Annotated in this window: 21 protein-coding genes; 12 read left to right on the top strand and 9 right to left on the bottom strand. The window is 33.8% G+C overall.

The genetic code is table 11. The features are described from left to right. Positions 1–87 precede the first annotated feature (87 nt). Positions 88–1,194, top strand: coding sequence for a sulfatase-like hydrolase/transferase (locus ACY2RT_RS10305; RefSeq protein ID WP_490155832.1), 1,107 nt, complete (start codon positions 88–90; stop codon positions 1,192–1,194). Next, on the top strand, positions 1,184–2,683 hold the full coding sequence (locus ACY2RT_RS10300; protein ID WP_490155831.1) for a hypothetical protein: 1,500 nt from the start codon (positions 1,184–1,186) through the stop codon (positions 2,681–2,683). The genes ACY2RT_RS10305 and ACY2RT_RS10300 overlap by 11 nt, the downstream gene beginning before the upstream one ends. Here ACY2RT_RS10300 and ACY2RT_RS10295 read toward each other — a convergent pair. Both ACY2RT_RS10295 and ACY2RT_RS10290 read right to left on the bottom strand, forming a co-directional pair. Continuing rightward, positions 2,680–3,831: a glycosyltransferase family 2 protein gene (locus ACY2RT_RS10295; RefSeq protein WP_490155830.1), complete on the bottom strand. Its 1,152-nt coding sequence runs from the start codon at positions 3,829–3,831 to the stop codon at positions 2,680–2,682. The two genes, ACY2RT_RS10300 and ACY2RT_RS10295, sit on opposite strands and share 4 nt — an antisense overlap. Continuing rightward, positions 3,821–5,116, bottom strand: coding sequence for a hypothetical protein (locus ACY2RT_RS10290; protein WP_490155829.1), 1,296 nt, complete (start codon positions 5,114–5,116; stop codon positions 3,821–3,823). The genes ACY2RT_RS10295 and ACY2RT_RS10290 overlap by 11 nt, the downstream gene beginning before the upstream one ends. Positions 5,117–5,201: 85 nt before the next feature. Between ACY2RT_RS10290 and ACY2RT_RS10285 the strand changes: the two genes are divergently transcribed. The 5 genes from ACY2RT_RS10285 to ACY2RT_RS10265 are packed head-to-tail and all read left to right on the top strand — an operon-like array spanning position 5,202 to position 10,834. Further along, positions 5,202–6,203 (top strand): GNAT family N-acetyltransferase, encoded by a 1,002-nt coding sequence (locus ACY2RT_RS10285; protein ID WP_490155828.1) that lies wholly within the window; start codon positions 5,202–5,204, stop codon positions 6,201–6,203. After that, positions 6,200–7,300 carry a DegT/DnrJ/EryC1/StrS family aminotransferase gene (locus ACY2RT_RS10280; RefSeq protein ID WP_490155827.1) on the top strand — a complete coding sequence of 367 codons (1,101 nt, stop codon included), beginning with the start codon at positions 6,200–6,202 and terminating at the stop codon, positions 7,298–7,300. Before ACY2RT_RS10285 ends, ACY2RT_RS10280 begins: the two co-directional genes overlap by 4 nt. Then, positions 7,301–8,602: an O-antigen translocase gene (locus tag ACY2RT_RS10275; protein ID WP_490155826.1), complete on the top strand. Its 1,302-nt coding sequence runs from the start codon at positions 7,301–7,303 to the stop codon at positions 8,600–8,602. Beyond that, entirely contained in the window at positions 8,595–10,079 is a 1,485-nt protein-coding gene (locus tag ACY2RT_RS10270; RefSeq protein WP_490155825.1) for an O-antigen translocase, read from the top strand. Before ACY2RT_RS10275 ends, ACY2RT_RS10270 begins: the two co-directional genes overlap by 8 nt. An 8-nt stretch (positions 10,080–10,087) precedes the next feature. Beyond that, entirely contained in the window at positions 10,088–10,834 is a 747-nt protein-coding gene (locus ACY2RT_RS10265; RefSeq protein ID WP_490155824.1) for an acyltransferase, read from the top strand. Here the strand turns inward: ACY2RT_RS10265 and ACY2RT_RS10260 are convergent. Both ACY2RT_RS10260 and ACY2RT_RS10255 read right to left on the bottom strand, forming a co-directional pair. Continuing rightward, a complete protein-coding gene (locus ACY2RT_RS10260; RefSeq protein ID WP_490155823.1) occupies positions 10,831–11,322 on the bottom strand; it encodes a DapH/DapD/GlmU-related protein in 492 nt (163 codons plus the stop codon). The two genes, ACY2RT_RS10265 and ACY2RT_RS10260, sit on opposite strands and share 4 nt — an antisense overlap. A 61-nt stretch (positions 11,323–11,383) precedes the next feature. Continuing rightward, positions 11,384–12,514, bottom strand: coding sequence for a glycosyltransferase family protein (locus tag ACY2RT_RS10255; protein WP_490155822.1), 1,131 nt, complete (start codon positions 12,512–12,514; stop codon positions 11,384–11,386). Positions 12,515–12,564: 50 nt separating this feature from the next. Here ACY2RT_RS10255 and ACY2RT_RS10250 point away from each other — a divergent pair, with 50 nt between their 5' ends. Together ACY2RT_RS10250 and ACY2RT_RS10245 are read left to right on the top strand one after the other, a co-directional pair. Continuing rightward, positions 12,565–13,689 (top strand): glycosyltransferase, encoded by a 1,125-nt coding sequence (locus ACY2RT_RS10250; protein ID WP_490155821.1) that lies wholly within the window; start codon positions 12,565–12,567, stop codon positions 13,687–13,689. Further along, positions 13,670–14,101 carry a sugar 3,4-ketoisomerase gene (locus ACY2RT_RS10245; RefSeq protein ID WP_490155820.1) on the top strand — a complete coding sequence of 144 codons (432 nt, stop codon included), beginning with the start codon at positions 13,670–13,672 and terminating at the stop codon, positions 14,099–14,101. Before ACY2RT_RS10250 ends, ACY2RT_RS10245 begins: the two co-directional genes overlap by 20 nt. Here ACY2RT_RS10245 and ACY2RT_RS10240 read toward each other — a convergent pair. The 3 genes from ACY2RT_RS10240 to ACY2RT_RS10230 are packed head-to-tail and all read right to left on the bottom strand — an operon-like array spanning position 14,072 to position 16,671. Beyond that, positions 14,072–15,019, bottom strand: a complete 948-nt coding sequence (locus ACY2RT_RS10240; RefSeq protein WP_490155819.1) for a glycosyltransferase family 2 protein — start codon at positions 15,017–15,019, stop codon at positions 14,072–14,074. The two genes, ACY2RT_RS10245 and ACY2RT_RS10240, sit on opposite strands and share 30 nt — an antisense overlap. Continuing rightward, a complete protein-coding gene (locus ACY2RT_RS10235) occupies positions 15,012–15,902 on the bottom strand; it encodes a glycosyltransferase family 2 protein (RefSeq protein ID WP_490155818.1) in 891 nt (296 codons plus the stop codon). The genes ACY2RT_RS10240 and ACY2RT_RS10235 overlap by 8 nt, the downstream gene beginning before the upstream one ends. A 52-nt stretch (positions 15,903–15,954) precedes the next feature. After that, positions 15,955–16,671, bottom strand: coding sequence for a class I SAM-dependent methyltransferase (locus ACY2RT_RS10230; protein ID WP_490155817.1), 717 nt, complete (start codon positions 16,669–16,671; stop codon positions 15,955–15,957). A 110-nt stretch (positions 16,672–16,781) separates the two neighbouring features. On the opposite strand from ACY2RT_RS10230, the gene ACY2RT_RS10225 reads away from it, so the two are divergent. Continuing rightward, on the top strand, positions 16,782–18,422 hold the full coding sequence (locus tag ACY2RT_RS10225; protein ID WP_490155816.1) for a S8 family peptidase: 1,641 nt from the start codon (positions 16,782–16,784) through the stop codon (positions 18,420–18,422). Positions 18,423–18,431: 9 nt separating this feature from the next. Here ACY2RT_RS10225 and ACY2RT_RS10220 read toward each other — a convergent pair whose 3' ends face one another. After that, positions 18,432–19,115: a cell division ATP-binding protein FtsE gene (locus tag ACY2RT_RS10220; RefSeq protein ID WP_490155815.1), complete on the bottom strand. Its 684-nt coding sequence runs from the start codon at positions 19,113–19,115 to the stop codon at positions 18,432–18,434. 90 nt (positions 19,116–19,205) lie between these two features. After that, positions 19,206–19,682, bottom strand: coding sequence for a hypothetical protein (locus tag ACY2RT_RS10215; RefSeq protein ID WP_490155814.1), 477 nt, complete (start codon positions 19,680–19,682; stop codon positions 19,206–19,208). 289 nt (positions 19,683–19,971) lie between these two features. On the opposite strand from ACY2RT_RS10215, the gene ACY2RT_RS10210 reads away from it, so the two are divergent. Together ACY2RT_RS10210 and ACY2RT_RS10205 are read left to right on the top strand one after the other, a co-directional pair. Next, positions 19,972–22,992 carry a tetratricopeptide repeat protein gene (locus ACY2RT_RS10210; RefSeq protein WP_490155813.1) on the top strand — a complete coding sequence of 1,007 codons (3,021 nt, stop codon included), beginning with the start codon at positions 19,972–19,974 and terminating at the stop codon, positions 22,990–22,992. A 30-nt stretch (positions 22,993–23,022) separates the two neighbouring features. Then, positions 23,023–24,759 carry a TonB-dependent receptor gene (locus ACY2RT_RS10205; protein WP_490155812.1) on the top strand — a complete coding sequence of 579 codons (1,737 nt, stop codon included), beginning with the start codon at positions 23,023–23,025 and terminating at the stop codon, positions 24,757–24,759. The last annotated feature ends 3 nt before the right edge of the window (positions 24,760–24,762 follow it).

Below are 24,762 nucleotides of genomic sequence, written 5' to 3'. Positions count from 1 at the left end.
TATGCTGGCTTACATATAATTATGCTCGTAGGGATTTTTGTGATAGCATGTTTATTTTCTTTTTTCTTTTATAAACATTTCAAGAAGGTGATTGTTATTCAACTAGTACTTGCAGCAATTGGCCTTTTCACACTTACTCCAACAGTAATAAAACAGCTAAATTATTCGAAGGAATGGTTAAAACAACCTGATAATATTGAACAAGTTGTTTTTAAGAAGAAGCCAAATGTATATTTCATCCAATCAGATGGATATGTAAATTTTTCAGAAATAAATAGGGGGTATTACAATATTGATAATAGCGATTTTGAAGACTTTCTTTTTAAAAGTAAATTTAAAATGTATCAAAATTTTAGAAGTAATTATGCTGCTACTTTACCTACAAACAGTTCGGTATTTATGATGAAGCATCATTATTATAATAAAGGTTCTAGTTTTAGTGAGACTATTGATGCAAGAAATGTGATCATTTCAGAAAATAGCGTTTTAAAGATATTCAAGAACAATAATTATAAAACGATTTTTATTTCTGAAATGCCATATTTTTTAAGCAACCGCCCCACAATTGGTTATGATGAAAGTAATTTTTCCAAGGAAGAGATATCATTTATTACTACAGGGTTAGATATAAAAAAGGAAGTTTTCCCATCATTAAAGGAACACATGAACTCTAATGAGGAAAGACCAAGCTTCTTTTTTATACAAATTTTTAACCCAGGTCATATTGCCAACAGAAAAAAATATTCTAGGGGAATTGACGGAGAGTTGAAGAGATATAAAGAAAGCTTGACCGAAGCAAACCGAAAGTTGAAATTAATGATCAATACTATTATCGAAAAAGATGAGGATGCTTTAATTGTGATAATGGCAGACCATGGAGGGTTTGTAGGTTTGGAATATACAGATCTTATGTATAATAAACTTGAAGATGAAGATATCATTAGATCTATATATTCTTCTATCTTATCTATTCGCTGGCCAGGAAACGAATCTCCTGAATTTGATACTAAATTTAAAAGCTCTGTAAATTTATTCAGAATTTTATTTTCCTATTTAAGTGAAAATGAAGATTATTTAGATAACTTGGAAGATGACGGTAGTTATATTGTTATCTCAAATGGAGCTCCAAAGGGGATTTATCAATATATTGACGGAGAAGGAAACATTACGTTTAAGAAGCAATATGCCCACTAAGAATTACCAAAATAGTTTTAAAAATGTGTTGAGAAGTGGTAGGTCAAATCCAATAATGGCAGCAGTTGGATCAGGCCTATATCCTTTGCTTTTTTATTATACAAATAATTTTACCCTTATTAATTCCTGGGAACATCTGGGCTATTTTATTCTTATATTTTTAGTTATCCCTGTTGGAGTGTTTAGTATTTCTCAACAGATATTTGCTATTAATTCAATAAAGAAATGGCAACAATACATACTCCCTTTTTTAAATATTTTCACATTTTTATTTTTTGTGAGCTTGTGTTTGCACGGAAGCATTCAAAAAAAGATCACACTGGGGATCCTTATTATTGCTGTACTGTTTGCATTTTTTTTACACAAGCACTTAAAGAAAGTAATTGCATTGCAGTTATTACTCGCCGCGATAGGGGTTGTCACTTTATTGAGTACTCTTTATACTATATTTGATTATTCTGAAGATTGGTTACAACAACCGGATGACATAGCTCAGGTTACACTTGTATCTACTCCTAATGTGTATTATCTGCAGCCCGATGGCTATGTAAATTTTTCAGAATTGAACAGAGGCTATTACAATATTGAAAACAGTGCGTTTGAATCTTTTTTAACTGAAAACAGCTTTACGCATTACCCTGATTTCCGAAGCAATTACGAAGCGACACTTACATCAAACAGTGCTACTTTTATGATGAAGCATCATTATTACGAAGGAAATGCTTCTTCTAATGAGGCCCTTAACGCACGAGATTTGATCGTAACAAAGAATACCGTTCTGGATGTGTTCAAGAACAATGGATATAAAACGTATCTCTTAACCGAAATGCCCTATATTTTACTGAACAGACCTAAAATGGGATACGATGAATGCAATTTTAACTACAATGAAATTCCTTATATCAGTACCGGGCTGAGAACCAAAAAAGATATCCTTCCATCTCTTAAAGACTATGTGATGGAAGATATTAAATCGCCTAAATTCTTTTTTATAGAGATCTTTGATCCTAAGCATATCAATGGGGACAAATCGGTTGAAAATGCAGTAGAGGTAAAAAGAGATATGTATATAAATGATCTTAAAAAGGCCAATACTACATTAACGGATGCAATTGATATCATTATAGAGAATGACCCTACCGCTCTTATCATGATCATGGCAGATCATGGAGGTTATGTAGGGATGGAATACTTGCAACAAGGAGGAGTAAAAACACAGGATCGTGATCTGGTATATTCTATTTTTAGCAGTGCACTTTCCATTCGTTGGCCTAATGGTGTGCTACCGGAGCTGGGAACTGAATTCAGATCATCAGTAAATGTTTTTAGAATTTTGTTTTCTCATTTAAGTGAAGATCCTGGATATTTAAAGAATTTACAGGATGATGGAAGTTATATTATTACCACCGAAGGTGCTCCAAGAGGCGTTTACAAATATATTGATGATAGTGGTAAGGTCGTTTTTGAAAAAATAAAACTGTTCGATTAATTACTGTTCTTTAAGCCCAGAATACTAAAGAACAAGCTAAACAGAATAATTTGCACACCCAGTAACATACTTGTAATTGCAGGAATCACCATTCGCAAAGTGTTTGAGTTTGTAATGTCGCCAAAGTTAAGTTCCTGCCAGTAATTGTAAGCCAGGATACTCAATACAATCCCAATGATCACAAATACAACACCTATAATTAATCCTCTTTCCAGGTTTATAAATTTGAATTGACGGTCGTAGTTCTTTGACTTTGGCAATAGCTTGTTTTCGACCGTAAATACCTTTGTTAATCCATAAAACAGTATAAACTGGAACCCAATTAGTAAACACCCTGATGTGAATAACAGTGTATGTACATCAAAAGTTACATTGCTAATGGTTACCGGGTTGTAGATTAAGATTCCTGAAGTGATACTGCCAAAAAGCATCAATAACATACCCGGAATAAAAAATAACCATTTAGGACTGTATAATAACAGGAACCGTAAATGACGCCATCCATCACTCCATGTATTTAGATGTGGAGGACGGGTTCTTCCGTCCGGGGAAAGAATAGTGGGTACTTCCGTGATCTTAAGCTTATACAAACTTGCTTTTACGATCATTTCACTGGCGAACTCCATTCCTGTGGTCTTGAGGTCCATTTTGTAAAAGGCCTCTTTACTGAACCCTCTTAAGCCACAATGAAAATCACCAATTTTAGCATTAAAGAACAATCTGCCAATAAAGGACAGTACCGGATTTCCCAAATACTTATGTAAAAAGGGCATTGCCCCTTTTTTAATTCCGCCTTTAAAGCGATTACCCATTACTAAGTCGTGACCTTCTCTCAATTTTTCAAGATAGGGCATCATATTACTAAAATCGTAACTATCATCGGCATCCCCCATCATGATATATTTCCCTTCGGCTGCTGTGATACCCCCAATAAGGGCATTCCCATAACCTTTATCTGCTACATTGACAACACGGGCATTCAGGCCTTCAGCGATCTCCTGAGACCCATCTGTACTTCCATTATCGGCAATAACTACTTCTCCGATAACACCTTCTCTTTCAAAAAAAGCCTGTGCCTTTTTGATGCAAACGGCAAGCGTTTCGGCTTCATTTAAACAAGGCATTACAACAGATAGCTCAAGATTCATGTTTAGGAAGAATTTTTTTCAAAAGTATAATTATTATTAAGAGTCCTAAGAAATAATTATAAAATAAATATCGCATAATAGAATGTGAAGCAATACCAACGACCATTGCATTGGACAAAATAAGTAAGGTTGCAAAGAAAATAAACGAGCTTTTAGACTTGAATTTTTTAAGGGTTCTCCAAAAAGAAACAACTGCCAGAACTATCACAAAAAAGAGAATGAAAACGGATTTAAATCCGTGAATGATTCCGGTTAGATAAACAGCGGCCCATTCATTAAAATTTTCAGAAATTAGAACAGGAAACATTTTTTTGCAGGCTTCTTCAATTTTAAAAGAATCCATATGCGGTATACTGTCAATGCCCCTATAATAGGCTTTGCCATAATCATGAATATTCTGGTTACAAATTTTAGGGAAATTGTGATGCAATACCTTGTACTTGGCTTTATAACTCCCTTCAATTTTGGAACTCAATAGTCCCATACTGTCAATACGGTGATGCGATAGTATAAATATATTTTGGTGATCTTTATTTTTAATATGTTGTGCATCTTCTTTTTCAGAAACAAAAAGAGGTAGTGTAATTGCATTTACGTAACTGTAAGGAGTTGTTTCAAAAAAACCATAGAAAACTTTTCGATAGGTGCGGTCTAAGATGCCGGTAATAACGGGTAAAAGCAAGAATAGTATAAAGAATAATAAATGTTTTCTTTTCAATATCTCTCTTTTCATTTTTAACAGATACAACAATGCAACGATTGGTGCAGCTACTACAAATTGGCCACGGGTGAGTACTAATATGATAAATGCAAAGCATAAATGGAAAATCTTATTATGCTGATTCCTATAGATAAAGTCAATTGTAAATGAAATGAATAACAGATAAAGAGGATACGCAATTCCCTCTGAAGTAAGGTTTACAGCAATCTCTATAGGATAAAAATAGGGGAAAAGCAGAACTCCTAAAAGTAGTGCTTTGAGGATGGACGAAAGTTTAAAGAAGCTACTACAATTCTTAAATAGTATGTAGATTGCTATAAATCCAAATAGCAGGTGTCCTGCTACCGCTGCAGTACCTAAATTACTTCCAAATACAGATTGAAGGCTTCTTAAGTAAATGATATATCCCGGAAAGCGGGAAATATCTGCTCTTAAATAACTATAGGTATCCGGTGAATAAAGTGGCGTTTGTATGATAAAAAAAAGGAAAGATCCCAGAAATACTAAAAGCAATACCCAATTTTCTAATGTGATTTTTTTATGCAATGAAAAAGGGCCACTCAATTTAGATAGTTTTTATACGTTATAGTATTCCAGATAAATGTAAAAATAATTTTAGTTTTACATTCAATAACCAACAACTGTTTTTTTGAAAAATACCATCACCAAAAATATACCTGTCTATCAGGTTAAAAAATATACTGCAAAAGACAAAAATGCTTGGGATAGTTTTATATCTCAGGCTAAGAATGCTACATTCTTATTTAAACGGGACTTTATGGAGTATCATAGCGATCGTTTTGAAGATCACTCGTTAATGGTCTTTAAAGCAGAAAAGCTCGTAGCTGTTCTTCCCGCTAATAAAAAGGGCAATATTCTTTATTCACATCAGGGTCTTACCTATGGAAGTTTGGTATTATCAAAAAAAATAAAATTGAATGAAACACTTCTTGCTTTTAAAGAGGTGCTTTCCTTTTTGAATTCTGAAGGGATTACAATACTTCATCTAAAAATGATTCCAAAAATATATCATACGCAACCGGCAGATGAGTTGAATTACCTTCTTTTTTTAACAGAAGCGAAATGCATTCGAATAGATGTATCAAGTACGATAGACTTAAGCGATCCTTTGAAAATTCAGCCCAACAGGACCGAAGGTGTAAAAAAGGCAGAGAAAAATAACCTGATCATTGAAGAGAACTTAAACTTTCAATCTTTTTGGGATGAAATATTAATTCCAAATCTACAGGAAAGGCATAATGCTTTACCGGTACATTCTGTAGAAGAGATAGAACAACTGGCATTTAAGTTTCCGGAGCATATAACTCAGTTTAATGTATTGAAGGATAATAAGGTAGTTGCAGGAGCTACTATTTTTGAAACAAAACAAGTTGCACATGTACAGTATATATCGGCAAATGCAGATAAACAACAATTGGGAAGTTTAGATTACCTGTTTCATGAATTAATTACAGTACGGTATAAGTATAAAAAATATTTTGATTTTGGTGTATCTAATTTAAATCAGGGTAAAAACATAAATGAAGGCTTATTATACTGGAAAGAATGTTTTGGCGCACGAAGCATTGCACATGAATTTTACGAAATAAAAACATCAAATTTTTCTAAACTTGAAGCTATACTTGTATGATCCCATTTTTAGATTTACATAAGATCAATCAACGATTCGAAAAGCAATTTAAAGAACGATTTCAAGCTTTTTTGAATTCCGGATATTATATTTTGGGAAGTCAGGTTGCTGCTTTTGAAAATGATTTTGCCCGCTATTGTGGTGTTAAACACTGTATTGGTGTAGGTAACGGCTTAGATGCTTTGCGCCTTATTCTGGAAGGCTATAAAGTTTTGGGTAAGTTAAAGGAAGGAGATGAGGTGTTGGTTGCTTCAAATACATATATCGCAACCATTTTAGCAATCAAGCAGGCTCACTTAAAGCCGGTTCTGGTAGAAGCAGAATCCACAAACTTCAATTTTAATTTAAAAAATCTGACAGAAAGTATTTCTGAAAGAACCCGGGCAATTATGCCGGTACATTTATATGGACAGCTTTCTCCTATGGAAGCAATCAACAAAATTGCCGGGCAGCATAATTTATTGGTAATCGAAGATGCAGCGCAAGCCCATGGTGCTAAAAATGATGAGGAAGTTTATGCCGGTAATCTTAGCAATGCTGCAGGATTTAGTTTCTATCCAACTAAAAATTTGGGAGCATTGGGTGATGGGGGAGCAGTGACCACAAATAATGATGAACTAGCTTCCATTATCAAAAAGCTTCGGAATTATGGAACATCTTCAAAATATGTAAATGATATTTTGGGTTTTAATTCTAGATTAGATGAGTTACAAGCTACTTTTTTACGTAGTAAATTACCTTTGCTTGATGAAGACAATGAAATTCGCCGTACTATTGCCAAACGTTATATTTCAGAAATAAAAAATGATAAATTGATACTTCCGAAGTTCAGTGGAGCAGAAGATCATATCTTTCATCTGTTTGTAGTACGAGTACAAAACAGAACAGATTTTATGAACTATTTAAAAGAGAAGGGAATTGGCAGTTTGATACATTATCCCATAGCGCCACATCAACAAGAAGCACTTCCGGAGTACAAAGATTTGAGTTTTCCTGTTGCCGAAAAAATTCATCGTGAGGTGGTAAGTATCCCTATGAGTCCTGTTTTAAGTACCGAAGAGGTAAGTACTATCATTTCAGTTTTAAATTCGTATTAATTGAAGATACCGGAATTTATACGCACTAATTTGTTACTAAAGATGACTTCATTAAATGCTGTTGTCATAGGTATAAGACTGGTAATTTCTTTATTTATTCAACGCCTTTTAGCAGAGACCGTAGGAGAGGCCGGTATTTCAAAAATTGGCCAATTACGTAATTTAAGCCAGTTGCTAACTTCAATTTCTTCGGGAGGTATATTTAGTGGTGTTGTAAAATATGTAGCAGAATATAAGGATGATAAAGAGCAATTGCAGAAATTGTTTTCTACAAGCTTTGTTTTTGTAATACTGGGTACATTAACAACATCTCTAGTGCTTTTTTTTGGTGCCAATTCTATTAGTGACTATTTATTTACATCACAGGATTTTGCTTATTTAATAAAACTTCTCGCTGTCATTGTTCCTTTTATAAGTATTCACAGGGTTTTTAATGGGGTTGTAAATGGCTTGTCCAGATATAAAAAGTTTGCAAAAATTGACTTATTCGGGTACTTGGTAAGTGCAATTCTTCTGGTAGTTTTTTTATATAAATATAATATTGACGGAGCTTTGGCAGCTATTGCTGTAACTCCTGCAATACAATTAACTGTTCTACTGTTTATATTCACAAAAACATTACGAGAGTATATAGAGTTTTCCAAACTTACTTTAAAAATGACTTTTGCTAAAGGGCTTTTAGCATTTTCATTAATGTCATTTTTTTCAACTATAATGCTCAACTTTATAGAAATTGATATTCGTACTATGATTGTACATAAAATAACCGAAGCAGAAGCCGGTATATGGACAGCGATGACCTTTATCTCAAAAAACTATATGGTGTTTTCTGGAGCTATATTTTCACTCTATGTGTTGCCAAAATTTGCCAGTATTAAAACCGAAAGCGGATTTAAAAAAGAATTATGGTCTATCTATAAAACATTACTTCCACTATTTGGACTGGGAATGCTTTTAGTCTATTTTCTTAGAGATTACGTAATATTAATCATCTACCCTGATTTTACGGAAATGGCTCCTTTATTTAAATGGCAGCTATTGGGCGATTTTGTACGTTTAGCTTCTTTAATATTATTACATCAATTTTTAGCAAAGAAATTGGTTAGAAGTTTTATTTTTTCTGAAATTGTTTCATTAGGGTTATTCTATTTCTTAGCACATTATCTAGTTGCTATTTATGGTGTTGAAGGTGTTGTAATGGGGCATTTTTTCAGATATATTATTTACTTTTTAGTAGTATTGTTTTTAGTGTTTCGATATTTTAAAAAACAAAGGAATTTAGTGAATACCGAAGATGTCTGATACAAAAAACTCATATAGACAAGTTTTCAAAGCTACTTCACTTTTTGGAGGAGTACAGGTATTTAACATTCTTATTGCCGTGATTCGGTCTAAAGCAATTGCACTACTTATAGGCCCTACCGGAATGGGGATAGCTAGTTTGCTCAATTCTACTCTGAATTTAGTAAATGGACTCACAAATGCTGGCTTGGACCAGAGTGCTGTGAAAGATATATCGTTTGCCAACAATGACGCAGATTCTCAAAAAACAGCAAAAACGGTTCGAATTCTAAGGAGGTTGGTCTGGTTTACGGCTACATTTGGTACTTTACTAATGATAGTTACTTCTCCATTGTTGAGTGAATTTGCTTTTGGAAACAAAGAATATACTTACTCGTTCATCTGGATATCTATAGCGTTACTGTTCAAACAACTTACAAGTAGTGAATTGGCGATTCTACAAGGGCTGAGAAAATTGCAAAGTTTAGCCAAGGCAAATCTGTCAGGTAATTTTTTAGGGTTGCTCATTACAATTCCTCTATATTATTATTTTAGAATCGATGCCATTGTTCCTGCCATAATTATAGCCTCTCTAATTAGCTTGGTTTTTACATTTTACTTCTCCAGAAAAGAGGGTAAAGGTATTGTTGAACTATCAAACAGGGAAGCAATGCTTGAAGGAAAAAGTATGATTCAATTAGGGATCATGTTGAGTTTAAGCAATATGATAACCTTGGGGGTAGCCTATGCTATCCAAATATATATTAGCAGCCAGGGAGGCATTGATGAGGTTGGTTTTTATAATGCAGGTTTTGTGATATTAAACTCATACGTAGGCCTCATATTTAATGCAATGGCAACAGATTACTATCCAAGACTAGCTGCCATTTGTAATGAGATCGATCAGGTGAGAAAAACAGTTTTTGAGCAGGCTTATATAGCAATATTGATTATAACACCTATCATCGTTCTGTTTTTAGCGCTTGCGCCTTATATTATTGTTTTATTGTATTCGCAAGAGTTTAAACCCATTGTAGGTTTTGTAAGCTGGGGAATTTTAGGGATGGTTTTTAAAGCCGTTTCCTTTTCAATGGGATATGTGATTATTGCCAAAGGAGATTCTAATTTGTTTATTAAGACTGCCATTGGATTCAATGCTGTATTACTGTTAAGTAATGTGTTAGGGTACTATTATGGAAGTCTGGAAGGACTTGGAATAAGTTTTTTTATCTACTATATTATCCATTTTATTGCACTAAGAATTATTACTTACTATCGCTATAATTTTTATTTTACAAAAGGCTTTTATCCTATATTTTTAATTTGCATTGCCTTGTGTGTAGTAGCGTTTTTAGTAACTTACATTCAAAATCCGTTAGTGATGTATTGTACATTAGGCGGATTAGTACTTTTGTCCTCTGTTTTTTCATATCATAAATTAGACAAGAAGCTAGATATAAAAGAACTACTGGATAAAATATTCCGAAGAAAAAAATGATAACGGCTTTGAAGAAAACATATAGAAACTGGAGAAAGAAATTAAAGCTTTATTGGGCAGTAAATTGGTATAAGACACTTTACTTTAATTTTAAAAAATTTCCATTTTCAACAGCTATAAAATTCCCTGTAATTTTCTACGGAAGTATAAAGTTCTCAGACATCAGCGGTGATATTAGAATAGAAGGCCCTATTAGCAGAGGAATGATTGGTTTTGGGCAACGATTTGAAAAAATGACAAGATCCAGAAGCATCGCAGAGCTTTCTATCTTAGGAACGTTAGTATTTAAAAGTAACGCACATATTGGTATGGATTGTTTTGTATACGTTGGGAAAGATGCGTATTGTGAGTTTGGGTATATGGGATGTTTAGGATCCAATGTTAAATTAATTTGCACCCATAAAATTGTAATTGGCAACTGGGCAGGGATTGGATATGAATCACAACTTGTAGACACCAATTCACATCCTATGAAAAATACCGAGACAGGGGATTATTATTCTATAGAAGACCCTATTATTATAGGTAATTATAATTCATTTTCTAACAGAGTATCTATTATGCCTGGAACACGAACACCAGACCATTGTGTTATTGCCTCCAATTCACTTTGTAATAAAGATTATACCTCTTTGGGAAGTCATATTTTAATAGGAGGTGTTCCTGCAAAACTCATAAAAGATAAGTATATGCGTGATTGGGAAATTGAAAAAGAAATGCTGCTGAAAAACAAAATTATCTGGGAAGATCGCTAATTAATCTTTTTTTGAAACTTTGCAGGATTTCCGAACCATATTTCATTAGCAGGAACATTTTTATTTACAAAAGACAATGACCCCAAAATACTATTGTCCCCTATTGATATACCATGCTGTAAAACACAAGCTGTACCTATAAAAACATTTGTTCCTATTGCAGCTCCGCCTATCTGTTCATGTTCAGAATTCAAGTTGTTAGACATCATTTTTGGGCAAATATAAGTGTTGTCACCTATACTAACCCCTCTGGCAATAATACTATCATAGCGCACAGTTACATTATTGCCAATGACACAATTTCCTGAAGACGAAACTCTGGAATCTATATAGCAGTTCTCTCCTATAATGGTTCCCTTTCGCAATTCAACATAGCTTTTGATGATAGTATTGTCACCAATTACCACATCATCTTCAATAATACAAAAAGCGCCAATTTTCACATTTTTTCCTAAAGTAGCTTTATCAGATATTATATTATTACTCATCTTAGCATTGCATTTATTTTCTGCAAATGTAAACATTCAGAAAACATTAATGTAAGAAATCTTATTTCCAGATTTCCACATATTTTTTTGCACAATTCACAAATTGATGCTCCTTTTCAACAAAGTCTCTGGCATTTTTGCCTATTTCAATAATTTTTTCAGGATGTAGAATTAAATCTTCCAATTTTTGCGCGATTTCAAAAGCATTCGGGGTTGCATTAACCGCTACAGTATTTTGAAGGTGGTAATACTTAGAATGTTCACTTCCGGCACCAGTAAATACCACTTTTCCTTTTGCCATTGCTTCGAGCGCATTGTAACCTTGGTCATAACTTAAAACTTGATCCAGAATAATATGGGCTTTGTTATAGATTGAAATGTATTCATTATATGGTAGCTCTTCTACTATTTGGATTTTAATTCTATCTGAATATTTCTCCTCAATAATCTTTATTGCTTCTTCAAAATATGAAATTCCTTTGCTATGATAGTTTCTTCGGTTAATGCCCAGAAAGATATTTATTTTATCAGTAGCAACAATATTGAAAGCGATTAGCTTTTCAGTATTTACAGGATTTGGAATAAGCCCTAAGTACTTAGGGTGTCCTTTTAATGGCAAATGATAGTCTATATCGGATGCGATAACCCCATCAATTATTTCATATACAAATTCATGTAATTTTTTAAAAGGTTCTGTTGTATATTTTAACGCAAAATTATAATGAGATTTAGGAATATTTCCATCTTTGTACCCTTTTAGAATAGAGTAAGGAAGCACATTGCTTAAAGCATAGGAAACACTCATAAAATCTGCTCCACAGGATAGTAAGAATAATTTCCGGTTATGTTCTTTTAAGAATGAAATAATTTCAATTTCATGAGATGGAGCTATGCCTAAAGGACTCTCATTTATAAGTTGCACAACATCATAACCTGTAAGTTGCTGCTTATGTTTAAAAAATTGCCTTTTTAAAGAAAGGGAAGTTATTTCTATTCCCGTTATTTTATACAATCCTACCTTTATTTTTTTTGAAAGACCACTTTCGAACTTTCGTTTTAATTTTATATCCGAAGGAAAATCTTTAAAATAGTCTCCTGTTGAAATAAGAGTGACTTTATGTCCCAGAAACTGGAGTCCTTCTTTTAAGGAATTATGAAGTCGGCTATATTCTCCAACTAAGAGTATCTTCATATTTATACTATATTTGGTCGAGTAATTAATTCCAAAAATACCAATTATTGATGACGCATGATACACGAAGACAGAATTTTAAAATTTGTTTGGTTTCTATCTCACTGGCCAAAGGAGGTGCAGAGCGATCGTGTGCCATGCTTTCTCAAATGTTAAGTACTTTAGGACACGAGGTTCACATAGTAACATTGAACGATGAAGTGGATTATCCTTTCTCAGGAACATTATTAAATTTGGGAACGTTCAAAAAACAAAAAGAAACTCCTTTAGAGCGTTTTCTGAGAATACGAAAATTACGCCGTTATTTGAAAGAACACAGTTTTGATGTTGTAATAGATCATCGCACAAAAAATGAATACAGGCGAGAGTTATTTTACGCTAATTATATTTATAGAGGATTTAAACGTATTTATGTTTTGCATAGTTCTAATCCGGATTTGTATTTAACCTCTAAGCCTGAAAAATTCTCACAAGTTTACCGTAAGAATGTTGCAAATATTGCTGTATCAAAATATATTAAAAATACTGTTTTGGCAAAAGTGGGGGTTTCTAAATGCACTACGATTTATAATGCTTTTGACCCTAAATGGAATGAAAATGATATGGTATTTCCATTAGAATTAAAAAATAAAGATTATTTACTTAGTTATGGTAGGATTGACGATTCTATCAAAGATTTTACATTTTTAATTCAGTCGTTTACAACATCAAATGTATGGAAAAAGGATAATTATTTGGTGATTATGGGTAATGGAGATGATAAAGAAAAATTAAAAACATTTGTTTCAAAATTACCCTCAGCTAAATATATAATTTTTCTACCCCATACCAGTATGCCTTTTTCAATTATAAGCAATGCTCGTTTTGTAACATTGACCAGTAAGTTTGAAGGATTTCCGATGGTATTGGTAGAATCACTTTCTTTAGGTATACCCGTAATATCATTGGATATTATCTCAGGTCCTTCAGAAATTGTAAAACATAAGGAAAACGGTTTGCTAGTTTCAAAAAGAAATATACCTTTATTTGCTGAAGCTATTTCAACAATGTGTTTTGACAATGTGTTATATCAATATTGTAAAACAAATGCAAAAGTTTCAGTTAAAGAATTTTCTATGGAAAAAATTTCAAAAAAATGGGACCAATTACTGCAAGATGAGCTACGAAAGAATTGAAGATATTGTTTTAAGGGACATACCAAAAATTGTTGATCCGGAAGGACGTGGAAACCTTTCTGTAATTGAAAAAGAGGTGCTGCCTTATGCTATTAAAAGAGTATATTATCTATACGATGTTCCAAGTGGTTCCAGTCGAGGTGGGCATGCACATAAAGAACAATTAGAATTTCTAATTGCAATTAGTGGAAGTTTTGATGTGATACTGGATGATAGTGAAACACGAAGAAACTATACGCTCAATAAGCCATATAAAGGCCTTTTAATTCCTAAAGGAATATGGAGAGAATTAGAGAATTTTTCATCAGGTGCAATATGTCTTGTAGTTTCTTCAGGAGAGTTTATAGAAGAGGATTATATTAGAGAATATGAAGCGTTTAAGTTATTTAAACGAAGTAAACCTAAAACCTAGCTTTTCTGCAAAACCTTTACTTTTTAATAATAATTTCAATACATGCTTTGGTTGTTTCAGTAAATAACGCTGCTTTGAAGTAAGATTACTAAGATCGATCTTTTCTGTATACTTATTAAAAGATGAAATATCGTTAGCTAATTTGTGTTGTATTGCAAAAGAATACCGGTTGAGGTCTAAATATTTCTTTAAGTATGGATTGTTTTCGGCTTCCTGTTCATACACATCCATATTCATAAAATTTCTGGTAAGTGTAGGTGTATGGGAAATTCTGTTGCTTCCATCCAGATTATGTCTTGCAGTAATTGTATTTGAAAATGCTAAAGGAGCTTTTAAGGCAGCTCGCATCCATAGATCGGTATCTTCTCCTGCCCCATGAGTAATGGAAGCATCAAAACCATTTAGAAGCTGGAAAAAATCCTTTTTGAAGCATACGGCCGATGTCCATGCAAGTGGATCCATCAAACTGTATTCAAAGTAATTGTCAATACTTTCTTGCCAAGCTTTCGGTTTTTGCATTACAGGTGAAAGCATTGGAGTGATCAATTTGTGATTGTGCTTTTTTTCATAGGCAACGGCATACCAGGATTGATCCGGATATTTTTTGATCAAAGAGCTTAAATTCTCTAAGTGATTGGGGTGCCAATAATCATCTGCATCCAAAAAAGCGATATGTGCTGATTTAGCTTGGGTAACACCAAAATTTCGGGTTAATGCAACGCCTTCATTTTTCTTATAAAAATAATGTATACGATCATCCTTCAGTCTTTTTACAACGGCTTCACTTGCATCTGTTGAGCCATCATTAACAAGAAGGATCTCAAAGTTGGTATATGTTTGTAAAAAGACACTATTGAGCGTTTTTAAAATATCACGTTCTTTATTATATAGTGGTATGATGATTGAAAATTTAGTCACGCAGCTTAGATTTTAATTCGATGTAATAGTCAAGGCGATACAGATCAAACCAGAATAAATTTGGGTTTTCAGATTGAAAATTACGCTCCATCAATTTTTTAAAAGGCGAAATACAGAACCTGAATAATTGTGTAGCTCTCCATTTTCTTAACATAAGATAACTTTTTTGAAGTTTTGTGAAATTAAAATCTAATAACTCCTTTTTTTCCAGTAGTACAATTGTTTTAACAGCATTAAGGGCTTTTTTTAAGTAAAGATTAGATGACTCAAGGCCTAAGTGAAATACAGGGTTCTCTAAATGAATCACTTTTATTTTTTTTCTTTTAATTTGCTGAGACATAACAAGATCATCACCATAAAAGTTGTCGAGCGCAATGTTAATTCTTAAAAAACAGTCTTTTTTAATTAATAGATTTTGAGAAATAACAAAATAGGGAGTTTTCTCTCTTTCCGAAACCAATTTCACTTCCCTTTTTCTACCATAGGCCCATCTTAAATAATCATTAGAAGGTGGTTTTTCAGGTTTATATGCAATACCTCCAAAGATGACTTCGAAATCATTTCCCTCGATTTTTGCTACATAATTTGCTAAGAAACTATCTTTAACTGGCTGTACGTCGGCATCTAAAAAGAGTAAATTATTATACTTTGCTCGTTCAGCAAGTTGCATTCTAATAGCACTTCTACCTACATTTTTTTCTAATTTATAAAAAATAGTTTCCTTATATGTCTTAATTTTTTCGTTGTCTGGAAATGGAATTGTGGAATTATCATCAAATACCAAAATTTCCCATTCAACAGAAAGCAATTGCGCCTGTTTATAAATCGCTTTAAATAGTGGATATACGTTGTGGTTGTAAGTAGGAATTAGAATTGACAGCATAGTTGTAATAATCTTCTAATAACGGATTTTTTTTTAACAAACAACATAGAATTTATTTCTTGACCTCAATTACGGTTTCTTTTTCAAAACCTAAATATGGATCATCTTCAAAGAATAACTCTGTAATGTTATCAAAGTTGTTGTTCTCTAAACGTCCAATCAATCCTTGTATTGAATAAATCCTCACATGATCTTCTTGCCCAAACTCTTTAAGCCTCTCTTCTCTGGATGTTATGGTCCTGTCTTCATAAATATCTCCTTTTTTAAAAGGTGTTTGAATAAGACATATACCATTTGGTTTTAGTACACGATGTAATTCTCTTATTGCTTTTCCATCTTCCTCAATATGCTCTAAGATATGGTAACAAATCACAAGGTCAAAAGTACTTTCTTCACAATCAATATTGGCAATATCATAACGATGATCGGCAATAAATTGATCTTCAAAATCTGTACTAATGTAGTTGATCTCATTAATTTTTTTAAGTACCCTGTAAAGACTTCTTGAAGGCGAAAAGTGGAGTATCTTCCCCTTCAATAAATTATTTTCTTGCAAATAAGTGAACAATCTTCTGGTTCGTGCCCGGCTACCGCAAAAGGGGCAAAGCAGATCTCTGTCTTCCAATTCAATGAACTTTTTTAGATTGTGGTTGCAAATGGCACATTTGTGTCTTGTTCCTTTATATTTGAATGAAAATATGGATCTTAACAGCAATTCATGCCTGATCAATATTTTTTTTGGCATCAAGGCAAATACAATTTTCTTCACCGTTTTGTACATGCTGCTAAATTACAATATAATGTCCAACTGATATAGTATTTAAAAAAGAAGTACCTTAGAAATTAATTTGTCAGAGCCCATATAAGAAACTTTTTGTTATGACTCGTTTATGTCTTTTTTGTATACTAATGATCCTTCAAGCCACCGCATTGTTTTCTCAGGAAAGTTCCTGGTTTTATCTAAGAGCTAAGGATTCAATGTTTAATCCTGATTTTCTTTTGGTTGACGATCATCTCAAATATCAAGGAGATGACATAAAATTAAAAGCTGTTTTGAACAGATATCAAATTTTAACCTTTAAAAAAACCTATAAAAAAGCAAAAAAGGAGAATTTAAAAAAAACATTCTTTGTTGTCGCCAATAGCGAAAATTTATTAGCGGATATACTCAAAAATGTGAGTCATCTCTTTGAATTTGGGGAAATTATAGCAGAAGAAGATAAAAAGATTTTTGAGCCTAATGATTATGGATTAACTAGTACAATAGGTGAGAATAAAGGATTACAGGTAAATTTAGATTATCTGGATTTTTTAGATACACCGAAGGCATGGTACTATACAACAGGGTCCCCAAAAGTGATCATTGGTATTTCAGATGCTACCGTAGATACAACGAACATAGAATTTAAGGGTAAGGTAAAAGTATTTAAAAAATCTACATTCTCCAGTGGACATGGAATAGGAGTAGCCTCCTTTGCTGCCGGACAAGGAAATAATGGATATGGTGTTCCCGGAGTATGTTATGATTGTAATATTTATACTACCGGATATGGTGATTTTAGAAATTTAGCGCAGCTTCTAGAATTATCAAGAGCAGGTGTAAAAGTGATTAACTGTAGCTGGGTCGGGTCAAGATATTATGAAACTGCTCAAGCTGCTGTGGATGAAATGTTTGAGAACGGAACTATATTGGTTGCAGCAGCTGGAAATATAGATTTTACAGTTACAAAAGGAGAAAAGGTCTTTTATCCTGCTTCATATAAACACGTCATTTCTGTCTCTACAGTCATGTACAAACACGAAAATGTTGAAGACAATATTAAAAAAACCGAAAAAGGAATTCTCTATGCCGAAAATATAAGAGGGTATGTTGGTAGGACGATGGGATTTAAAAATAATGATCTGACAAATCCTCCCCACATATTTGGAGTGTCTGTAACAACACTTAACAAAGAAGTAGATATTTTGGCCCCTTCCGCAGGGTTATTCAGATACTCTCAATATGCACTAAAAAATGAAGAATTGTATATAGGTTTTGAAGCAACATCTCCTGCCACTCCTCTTGTTTCAGGGACCATTGGTCTCATGTTCTCATTATATCCATGTCTTCCCGTTGATGAAGTTGAAACCATTTTAAAATTTACTTCAGGGAATATTGACCATATAAAAGCTAATAATAAATATAAAGGATTATATGGAGCAGGCAGTCTTAATACAGGGAGAGCTGTCAAAATGGTATTTGATAATTTTAATGAAACTGAAACCGTTTATATTCAAGATCAGCAATTTTCCAGATGGGATTTTAAATTAACATCACATTCTAAAAAAGTGTATTTTAAAAACCAAAAGTTTACAGAAGAAGCTACTTTAGACCTTACGGCAAAAAATCAAATTATCATTGGTGAAAATACAATCTTAAAGCCTAATGAGAATGGTAGAATTCTTCTTAAGATTGATCCTATGTTAAAAAAAGAATGCGATTTAGATTTACGGGACCCCTCTATTCTTGAAGGTCCTTAAAGGATTTTCTTAAACGGTCTTTTGAACTACTTCAAAAATTTGATTTTCATCACATTTAAGTGTCTTTGATGGATACTTCAGTAATAAAGCATAATCATGTGTTGCCATTAAGATGGTGTTTCCATTTTTATTAATTTCCTGAAGCACTTCCATTACTTCCACACTTGTTTGTGGGTCCAGATTTCCGGTAGGTTCATCTGCTAAAATCAATTCGGGATCATTTAATAATGCACGTGCAATGGCAACCCGTTGTTGTTCTCCACCCGAAAGTTGATAAGGGTATTTAAAACTCTTGGTTTTCATCCCTACTTTATCTAAAACCTCATTGATCTTATTCTTCATTGTGGTTTTATCATTCCATCCGGTAGCCGTTAGTACGAATAACAGATTGTTATGTACGGTACGATCATTCAATAACTTAAAATCCTGAAAGACAACCCCCAATTTTCTTCTTAAAAAAGGAATATCTTTTTCTTTAAGACTGGGCAAATCATAACCCACTATTTCACCTTCTCCTTTTTGAAGCGGTAGATCACCATAGAGGGTTTTCATAAAACTACTTTTCCCGGTACCGGTTTTACCAATAAGATAAACAAATTCCCCTTTTTCAACAGTAACTGAAACATCTGACAGAATAAGATTTTCCCGTTGAAAAATAGAAGCATTTTTTAAAAATAATACGGGTTTGGACATGAAGTTCGGAATTAAAATTTTTAATAACTCAATTTATGGAGTTTCAAAGGTAAATTGAATTACTGCAAACTACAACTCAATACCACGATCTTAATTATTTTTTATAATTTCTACGTTATCTTGTTTTTCTTCTAAAGCCTCAATTCTTTTTTGTTGCTCTAAAGTATAGATCGTTAATTCCTCTATTTTCTGAAGCAACAAAAGATTCATTTCTTTTAAAGAGAGGCCTTCTTTTTCCAGTGTTGCTGCTGAAGGAATATCCGGCAAATGATGATGCTCTTCTATAAAAACAGCAATTTCTTGTAAAGAAAGTAAAGTATACTCAGGTTTTAGGGAAGAGCCCCCTTCAAAATAACTTTCAAAGACATAATCCGGCGCTACGGCACCGTTGAGGTCAACCAATACTTCCTGAGTATGGATCTTTCCCTTAACAGTAAGCAATTCATCAGGTCTTTCGGTCCCAATTCCTATTTTACCATCTTTTTCGGTCATATTTTTAAACTTCTTTCTTTGTGCAAATGTAGTGGCAGAAAGCAAGATCAGGCCAATAACAAGAATTTTTTTCATTATTTGGATTTTAATAAAATGATATCGCTTTAAAAGTACAGTATTTTTTCCGAAGCTTTTTTTATTCATAGAAAAACTCCTACAACAAAACATAATTATACAGGATTTGTTGCGTTATTAACAAAGTTGGAAGTGCGAAGTATGAAGTCCTTAGAAAATATAAATTCAAGCAGGTATCAATTTGAAGAGCTACTATAATTGTTTATTTAAATGTTAAAAACTTCAATCTTTAACCTTCAGTCTTTAAGCTTAAGATGTATCTTTATACTAGCAATAAAACGTGATAAAAATGTTTAAAAACCTCGTAGCATTTACCCTTTTCCTACTTATTTCTGTTTCCTCAATTTCGCAACAAACGGCTGTTTTTACGAACGACCTTGTTGATTATAATAAAGCATTGGAGTTGTATAACAACAACCAGTTCCTGGCAGCCCAAAGCCTATTTGCTTCGGTGAAAAATGAAGTCAAAGATGAAACCATAAAAGGGGATTGTGCATATTATATAGCGAATTGTGCTGTACGTCTCAACCAACAGGACGCAGATGCTCTGGTTGAAGAATTTGTGACTGAATATCCAACAAGTATTAAACGTAATGATGCCTATGTTAATGTGGCAAATTACTATTTTGAAAACGGAAAGTACTCCCATGCACGTAAATGGTATGATAAAGTAGATGAAGGAAGTATTCCGCGTAGCGAAAGAGACCGATTTAATTTCAATAACGGCTACGCATATTTTAAGAATAAACGCTATAACGAAGCAAAAAAATACTTTAACAGGGTTAGTACTTCAGAAAAATATGGTTCCCAGGCAAAGTACTATTTAGGTTTTATAGCGTATGAAGGGGATGATTACGAAGAGGCTAACGAGCTCTTTGAAGAAGTAAAAGATGAAGAACGCTATGCTGAAGGATTGTCCTACTATCAGGCAGATATGAACTTTAAGCTTGGAAATTTCCAAAAGGCGATCGATATGGGTAAAGAGCAGTATGACAACTCTAACCCAAAAGAGAAAAGTGAGCTTTCAAAGATCATTGGCGAAAGTTATTTTAACCTGGGAAAATATGCCGAAGCCATTCCGTATCTAAAAGATTATAAAGGCAAACGAGGTAAATGGAACAATACGGATTATTACCTTTTAGGTTATGCGTACTACAAACAAGGTGAGTACCAAAATGCTATTAATGAGTTCAATAAAATTATAGATGGTAGAAATGCAGTAGCACAAAATGCATACTATCATTTGGCAGAATCGTATTTGAAATCAGACCAAAAGCAACAAGCTTTAAATGCCTTTAAAAATGCTTCCGAAATGGATTTCTCTGCCGAAATACAAGAAGATGCCTGGTTGAATTATGCAAAGCTCAGTTACGAGATCGGGAATAGTTACAAAAGTACACCACAGGTAATTCTTTCTTTTATAGAAGCCTATCCCAAAAATAAAAACAATGAAGAGTTAAAGGATCTGTTGATCGATTCATATATCACTTCAAAAAACTATAAAGCAGCTATCGAATTGCTGGAAAATAACAAGTCATTTGAAAACAAACTGGCCTATCAGAAAGTAGCTTTTTATCGGGGTATCGAATTGTATAATGAAGGCAAATACAGTGATGCCATCAATTACTTTGATAAGTCATTAAAAGAACCTCGCGATCAGTCATTTACTGCCAGAGCTACCTATTGGAAAGCAGAAAGCGATTACCAGCTTTCAAATTTTGATGAAGCTTTGATCGGGTACAGGCAATTTTTACAATTACCGGGTGCTTCTGCTACAGCCGAAATGGAAAACAGTAGCTACAATCTGGCATATAACTATTTCAAATTAAAAAATTATTCCGAAGCCATTAACAATTTTAAACTATACGTAGCATCTTCTTCGGCAGATGGTGCCCGGAAAAAAGATGCTTTTTTGAGACTGGGAGATAGCTATTTTGTAAGCAGTCAATACTGGCCGGCAATGGAAAACTATAATGCCGCTATTGAATCAGGAACACCGGATGAAGACTATGCAGCATTTCAAAAGGCGATTAGTTATGGTTTTGTAAACCGCACGCAAAATAAGATAGATGACTTAAATGCATTTGCTGGTAAATATCCCAAATCTGTGTATCGCGATGATGCCCTTTATGAGTTGGGAAATACCTACGTGGCACAAGACAGGACAAATGATGCTATTGCCACCTATGATAAATTGATCAGACAACTTCCCAATAGCAGTTATGTTTCACGTACACTTCTAAAGAAAGCGTTGATCTATGACAATACTGGAAAAAGCAGTGAGGCTTTAAGTATTTTTAGAAGAGTTGCGAACGATTTTCCTTCTACACCGGAAGCATTACAAGCAGTAGCTTCAGCAAAGATCATTTACATAGACCAAGGTAAAGTAGACGAATATGCTACATGGGTAAATACATTAGATTTTGTAGAGATTGAAGATGCAGAGTTAGACGATGCAACCTATCAGGCTGCAGAACAACCGTATCTGGAAAATAAACCAAAACAAGCCATTACACGTTTTGAAGACTACTTAAAACAATTTCCAAACGGACAATATGCACTTCAGGCACATTTTTATTTGGGACAATTGTATTTTGCAGAAAATGCTTCGGAAAAAGCCATTCCACATTATGCTTTTGTAGTTAACAAAGAACGCAGCGAATTTACCGAGCAGGCTTTAGCGCGTATTTCAGAATTGCATTTAGCTAAGAAAGACTATCAAAATGCGTTAAAGTATCTGAAACGTCTGGAAACAGAAGCTGATTTTCCACAGAATATCGTCTTTGCGCAAACCAACAGTATGAAGGCAAGCTATGAGTTAAAAGAATATGCTGAAGCAGTTGACTATGCAGAGAAAGTACTTCAGAATTCAAAAATTGACAATACCATTAAAAGTGATGCACAAATCATCATTGCACGGTCAGCCATAAAGACCGGAAACGAAGAGAAAGCAAAAACAGCTTATGCCGAAGTTGCAAAAATAGCCACCGGGCAATTGGCTGCAGAAGCATTATATTATGATGCATATTTTAAAAATAAGGAAGGAAATCACGAAGCTTCAAATATATCGGTACAAAAACTGGCGAAAGATTACAGTGGCTACAAATATTATGGAGCTAAAGGATTGGTGTTGATGGCCAAAAATTTCTATGCACTGGAAGATGCCTACCAGGCCACTTATATTTTGGAAAGTGTGATTAAAAATTTCACAGAGTACCCGGATGTGGTTGAAGAGGCCAAAGCAGAATTAGCAGTAATCAAATCAGCAGAATCTAAAACAAACTCATCTGTAGAAACAGATGGAAATTAAGCCCATTTCAATAATAACATACCTAAACATATGTCATACAAACGTATAGTCTCACTTACTATTTTAGTATTTGTTTTATTTACAGTCACAAGCTTTGCTCAGGATGAAGATGATCTGGGAACGGAAGTTGTAAATATTGTAAAACCTTACACACCTACTATCTCTGATGCTTTTAAAGTAAAAGAAACACCGGTCTTAAATGATTCGGTAACGACTCAGAAAAAAGAGGTATTATACTCTATTTTTTCGGTACCGGTTGCTTCCACATTTACTCCTGCTAAGGGGAAGGCTGCTACTGTTGAAAAAGCAAAACCTATAAAACTGTATGATAATTATGCAACACTTGGTTTTGGAAATTATACAAGTATTCTGGGAGAATTGTACAGTAATTTTGAAATTAGCCGTACAGATAATGCAGGATTCTTTTTTAGACATAATTCATCACAGGGAGGAATTGACGACATTCGCCTGGAAGATAAATATTACGACACAAGTTTAGATGGTAATTATACAAGTAGACAACGTGATATTTCTTACCGATTGGACGCGGGTATCAAACATCAATTGTTTAACTGGTACGGATTACCTGAAAGTTTCGCCAGTGCTTCAGACGAATTCATAGCCGGAATAGATGCACAACAGACATATTTTAGTGGTTATGTAGGCGGAAGTTTGGTATTGGATGATTCTTTTTTTGAAGGAATAGCAGCTAAGATTCAATATCTGGGAGATGCATATTCCTCTTCAGAATTCAATATCACCGCACAACCGGAGTTCTCATTTCCGGTAACCGATTTCACATTAAAAGTAGATGGAGACGTGGATTACCTTACCGGAAGTTTCGACAGAAATTATTTTGCCGAGATGCCTATAAATTATAGTTTTCTAAATGTAGGTGTAGCTCCATCGTTGGTTTATGTAAATAACGACTTGACACTATCACTTGGAGTTGCAGCTTATGCAAGCATGGACATGGAAAACAGTGAGAGCGAAATTTCTATCTATCCACGTATTAATGTATCGTATCGTTTGGTAGATGAATTATTGATCGTGTATGGTGGTGCAGACGGCGGCGTCAATCAAAACACCTATTTCAGTTTTAAGGAAGAAAATCCTTATGTTTCGCCAACGCTTTATATAATGCCTTCCAATAATTTATACGATGCTTTTGGAGGTTTAAAAGGAAAACTCTCTAACTCGGTGGGATATAATATTCGCGGATCTTACGGAAAAACAGAGAACAGAGCATTATTCCAAATAAACCCTTTGAACGATGTAGCACCAACAGAAGATTATCAGCATGGTAACTCGTTTCAGGTGGTCTATGATGACATCAATACACTATCCATATTCGGGGAATTGAAAGTTGAGGTTTCAGATAAATTTTCATTGGGGATCAACGGGGAGTATTTTAGTTATGATACTACTAATCAAGCCCAGCCCTGGAATCTTCCGGATCTAAAAGCAACCGTATTTTCGAATTTCGACATTACCAAACAACTTTACGGAGGTGTCTCATTGTTTTATGTGGGAGAGCGTAAAGACCAGGTGGTTGCTTTTAGCCCTCTAACAGATCCTTTTCCAACAGAGGTCACTTTGGATGGCTATATAGATGCCAATTTACATTTAGGTTATAAAGTGAACGACCGCTTGTCTGTCTTTGCCAAAGGAAGTAATTTATTAAGCGATGACTATCAGAAGTGGTATAATTATCCTGTGTTGGGTATTCAGGGCCTGCTGGGTGCCACCTATAAATTTGATTGGTAAAAT

The sequence above is a fragment of the Ulvibacter sp. 2210JD10-4 genome (assembly GCF_058148525.1).
The sequence above is the reverse complement of the archived record's forward strand: the minus strand, read 5'-3'. Positions and strand labels throughout refer to the sequence as shown.

Bases quoted from the DNA above. Each gene is read 5' to 3' on its own strand.
- ACY2RT_RS10270 (WP_490155825.1), top strand. From the start codon at position 8,595: ATGTCTGATACAAAAAACTCATATAGACAAGTTTTCAAAGCTACTTCA.
- ACY2RT_RS10215 (WP_490155814.1), bottom strand. From the start codon at position 19,682: ATGAAAAAAATTCTTGTTATTGGCCTGATCTTGCTTTCTGCCACTACA.
- ACY2RT_RS10225 (WP_490155816.1), top strand. From the start codon at position 16,782: ATGACTCGTTTATGTCTTTTTTGTATACTAATGATCCTTCAAGCCACC.
- ACY2RT_RS10235 (WP_490155818.1), bottom strand. From the start codon at position 15,902: ATGCTGTCAATTCTAATTCCTACTTACAACCACAACGTATATCCACTA.
- ACY2RT_RS10280 (WP_490155827.1), top strand. From the start codon at position 6,200: ATGATCCCATTTTTAGATTTACATAAGATCAATCAACGATTCGAAAAG.
- ACY2RT_RS10220 (WP_490155815.1), bottom strand. From the start codon at position 19,115: ATGTCCAAACCCGTATTATTTTTAAAAAATGCTTCTATTTTTCAACGG.
- ACY2RT_RS10255 (WP_490155822.1), bottom strand. From the start codon at position 12,514: ATGAAGATACTCTTAGTTGGAGAATATAGCCGACTTCATAATTCCTTA.
- ACY2RT_RS10205 (WP_490155812.1), top strand. From the start codon at position 23,023: ATGTCATACAAACGTATAGTCTCACTTACTATTTTAGTATTTGTTTTA.
- ACY2RT_RS10250 (WP_490155821.1), top strand. From the start codon at position 12,565: ATGACGCATGATACACGAAGACAGAATTTTAAAATTTGTTTGGTTTCT.
- ACY2RT_RS10295 (WP_490155830.1), bottom strand. From the start codon at position 3,831: ATGAATCTTGAGCTATCTGTTGTAATGCCTTGTTTAAATGAAGCCGAA.
- ACY2RT_RS10210 (WP_490155813.1), top strand. From the start codon at position 19,972: ATGTTTAAAAACCTCGTAGCATTTACCCTTTTCCTACTTATTTCTGTT.
- ACY2RT_RS10245 (WP_490155820.1), top strand. From the start codon at position 13,670: ATGAGCTACGAAAGAATTGAAGATATTGTTTTAAGGGACATACCAAAA.
- ACY2RT_RS10300 (WP_490155831.1), top strand. From the start codon at position 1,184: ATGCCCACTAAGAATTACCAAAATAGTTTTAAAAATGTGTTGAGAAGT.
- ACY2RT_RS10260 (WP_490155823.1), bottom strand. From the start codon at position 11,322: ATGAGTAATAATATAATATCTGATAAAGCTACTTTAGGAAAAAATGTG.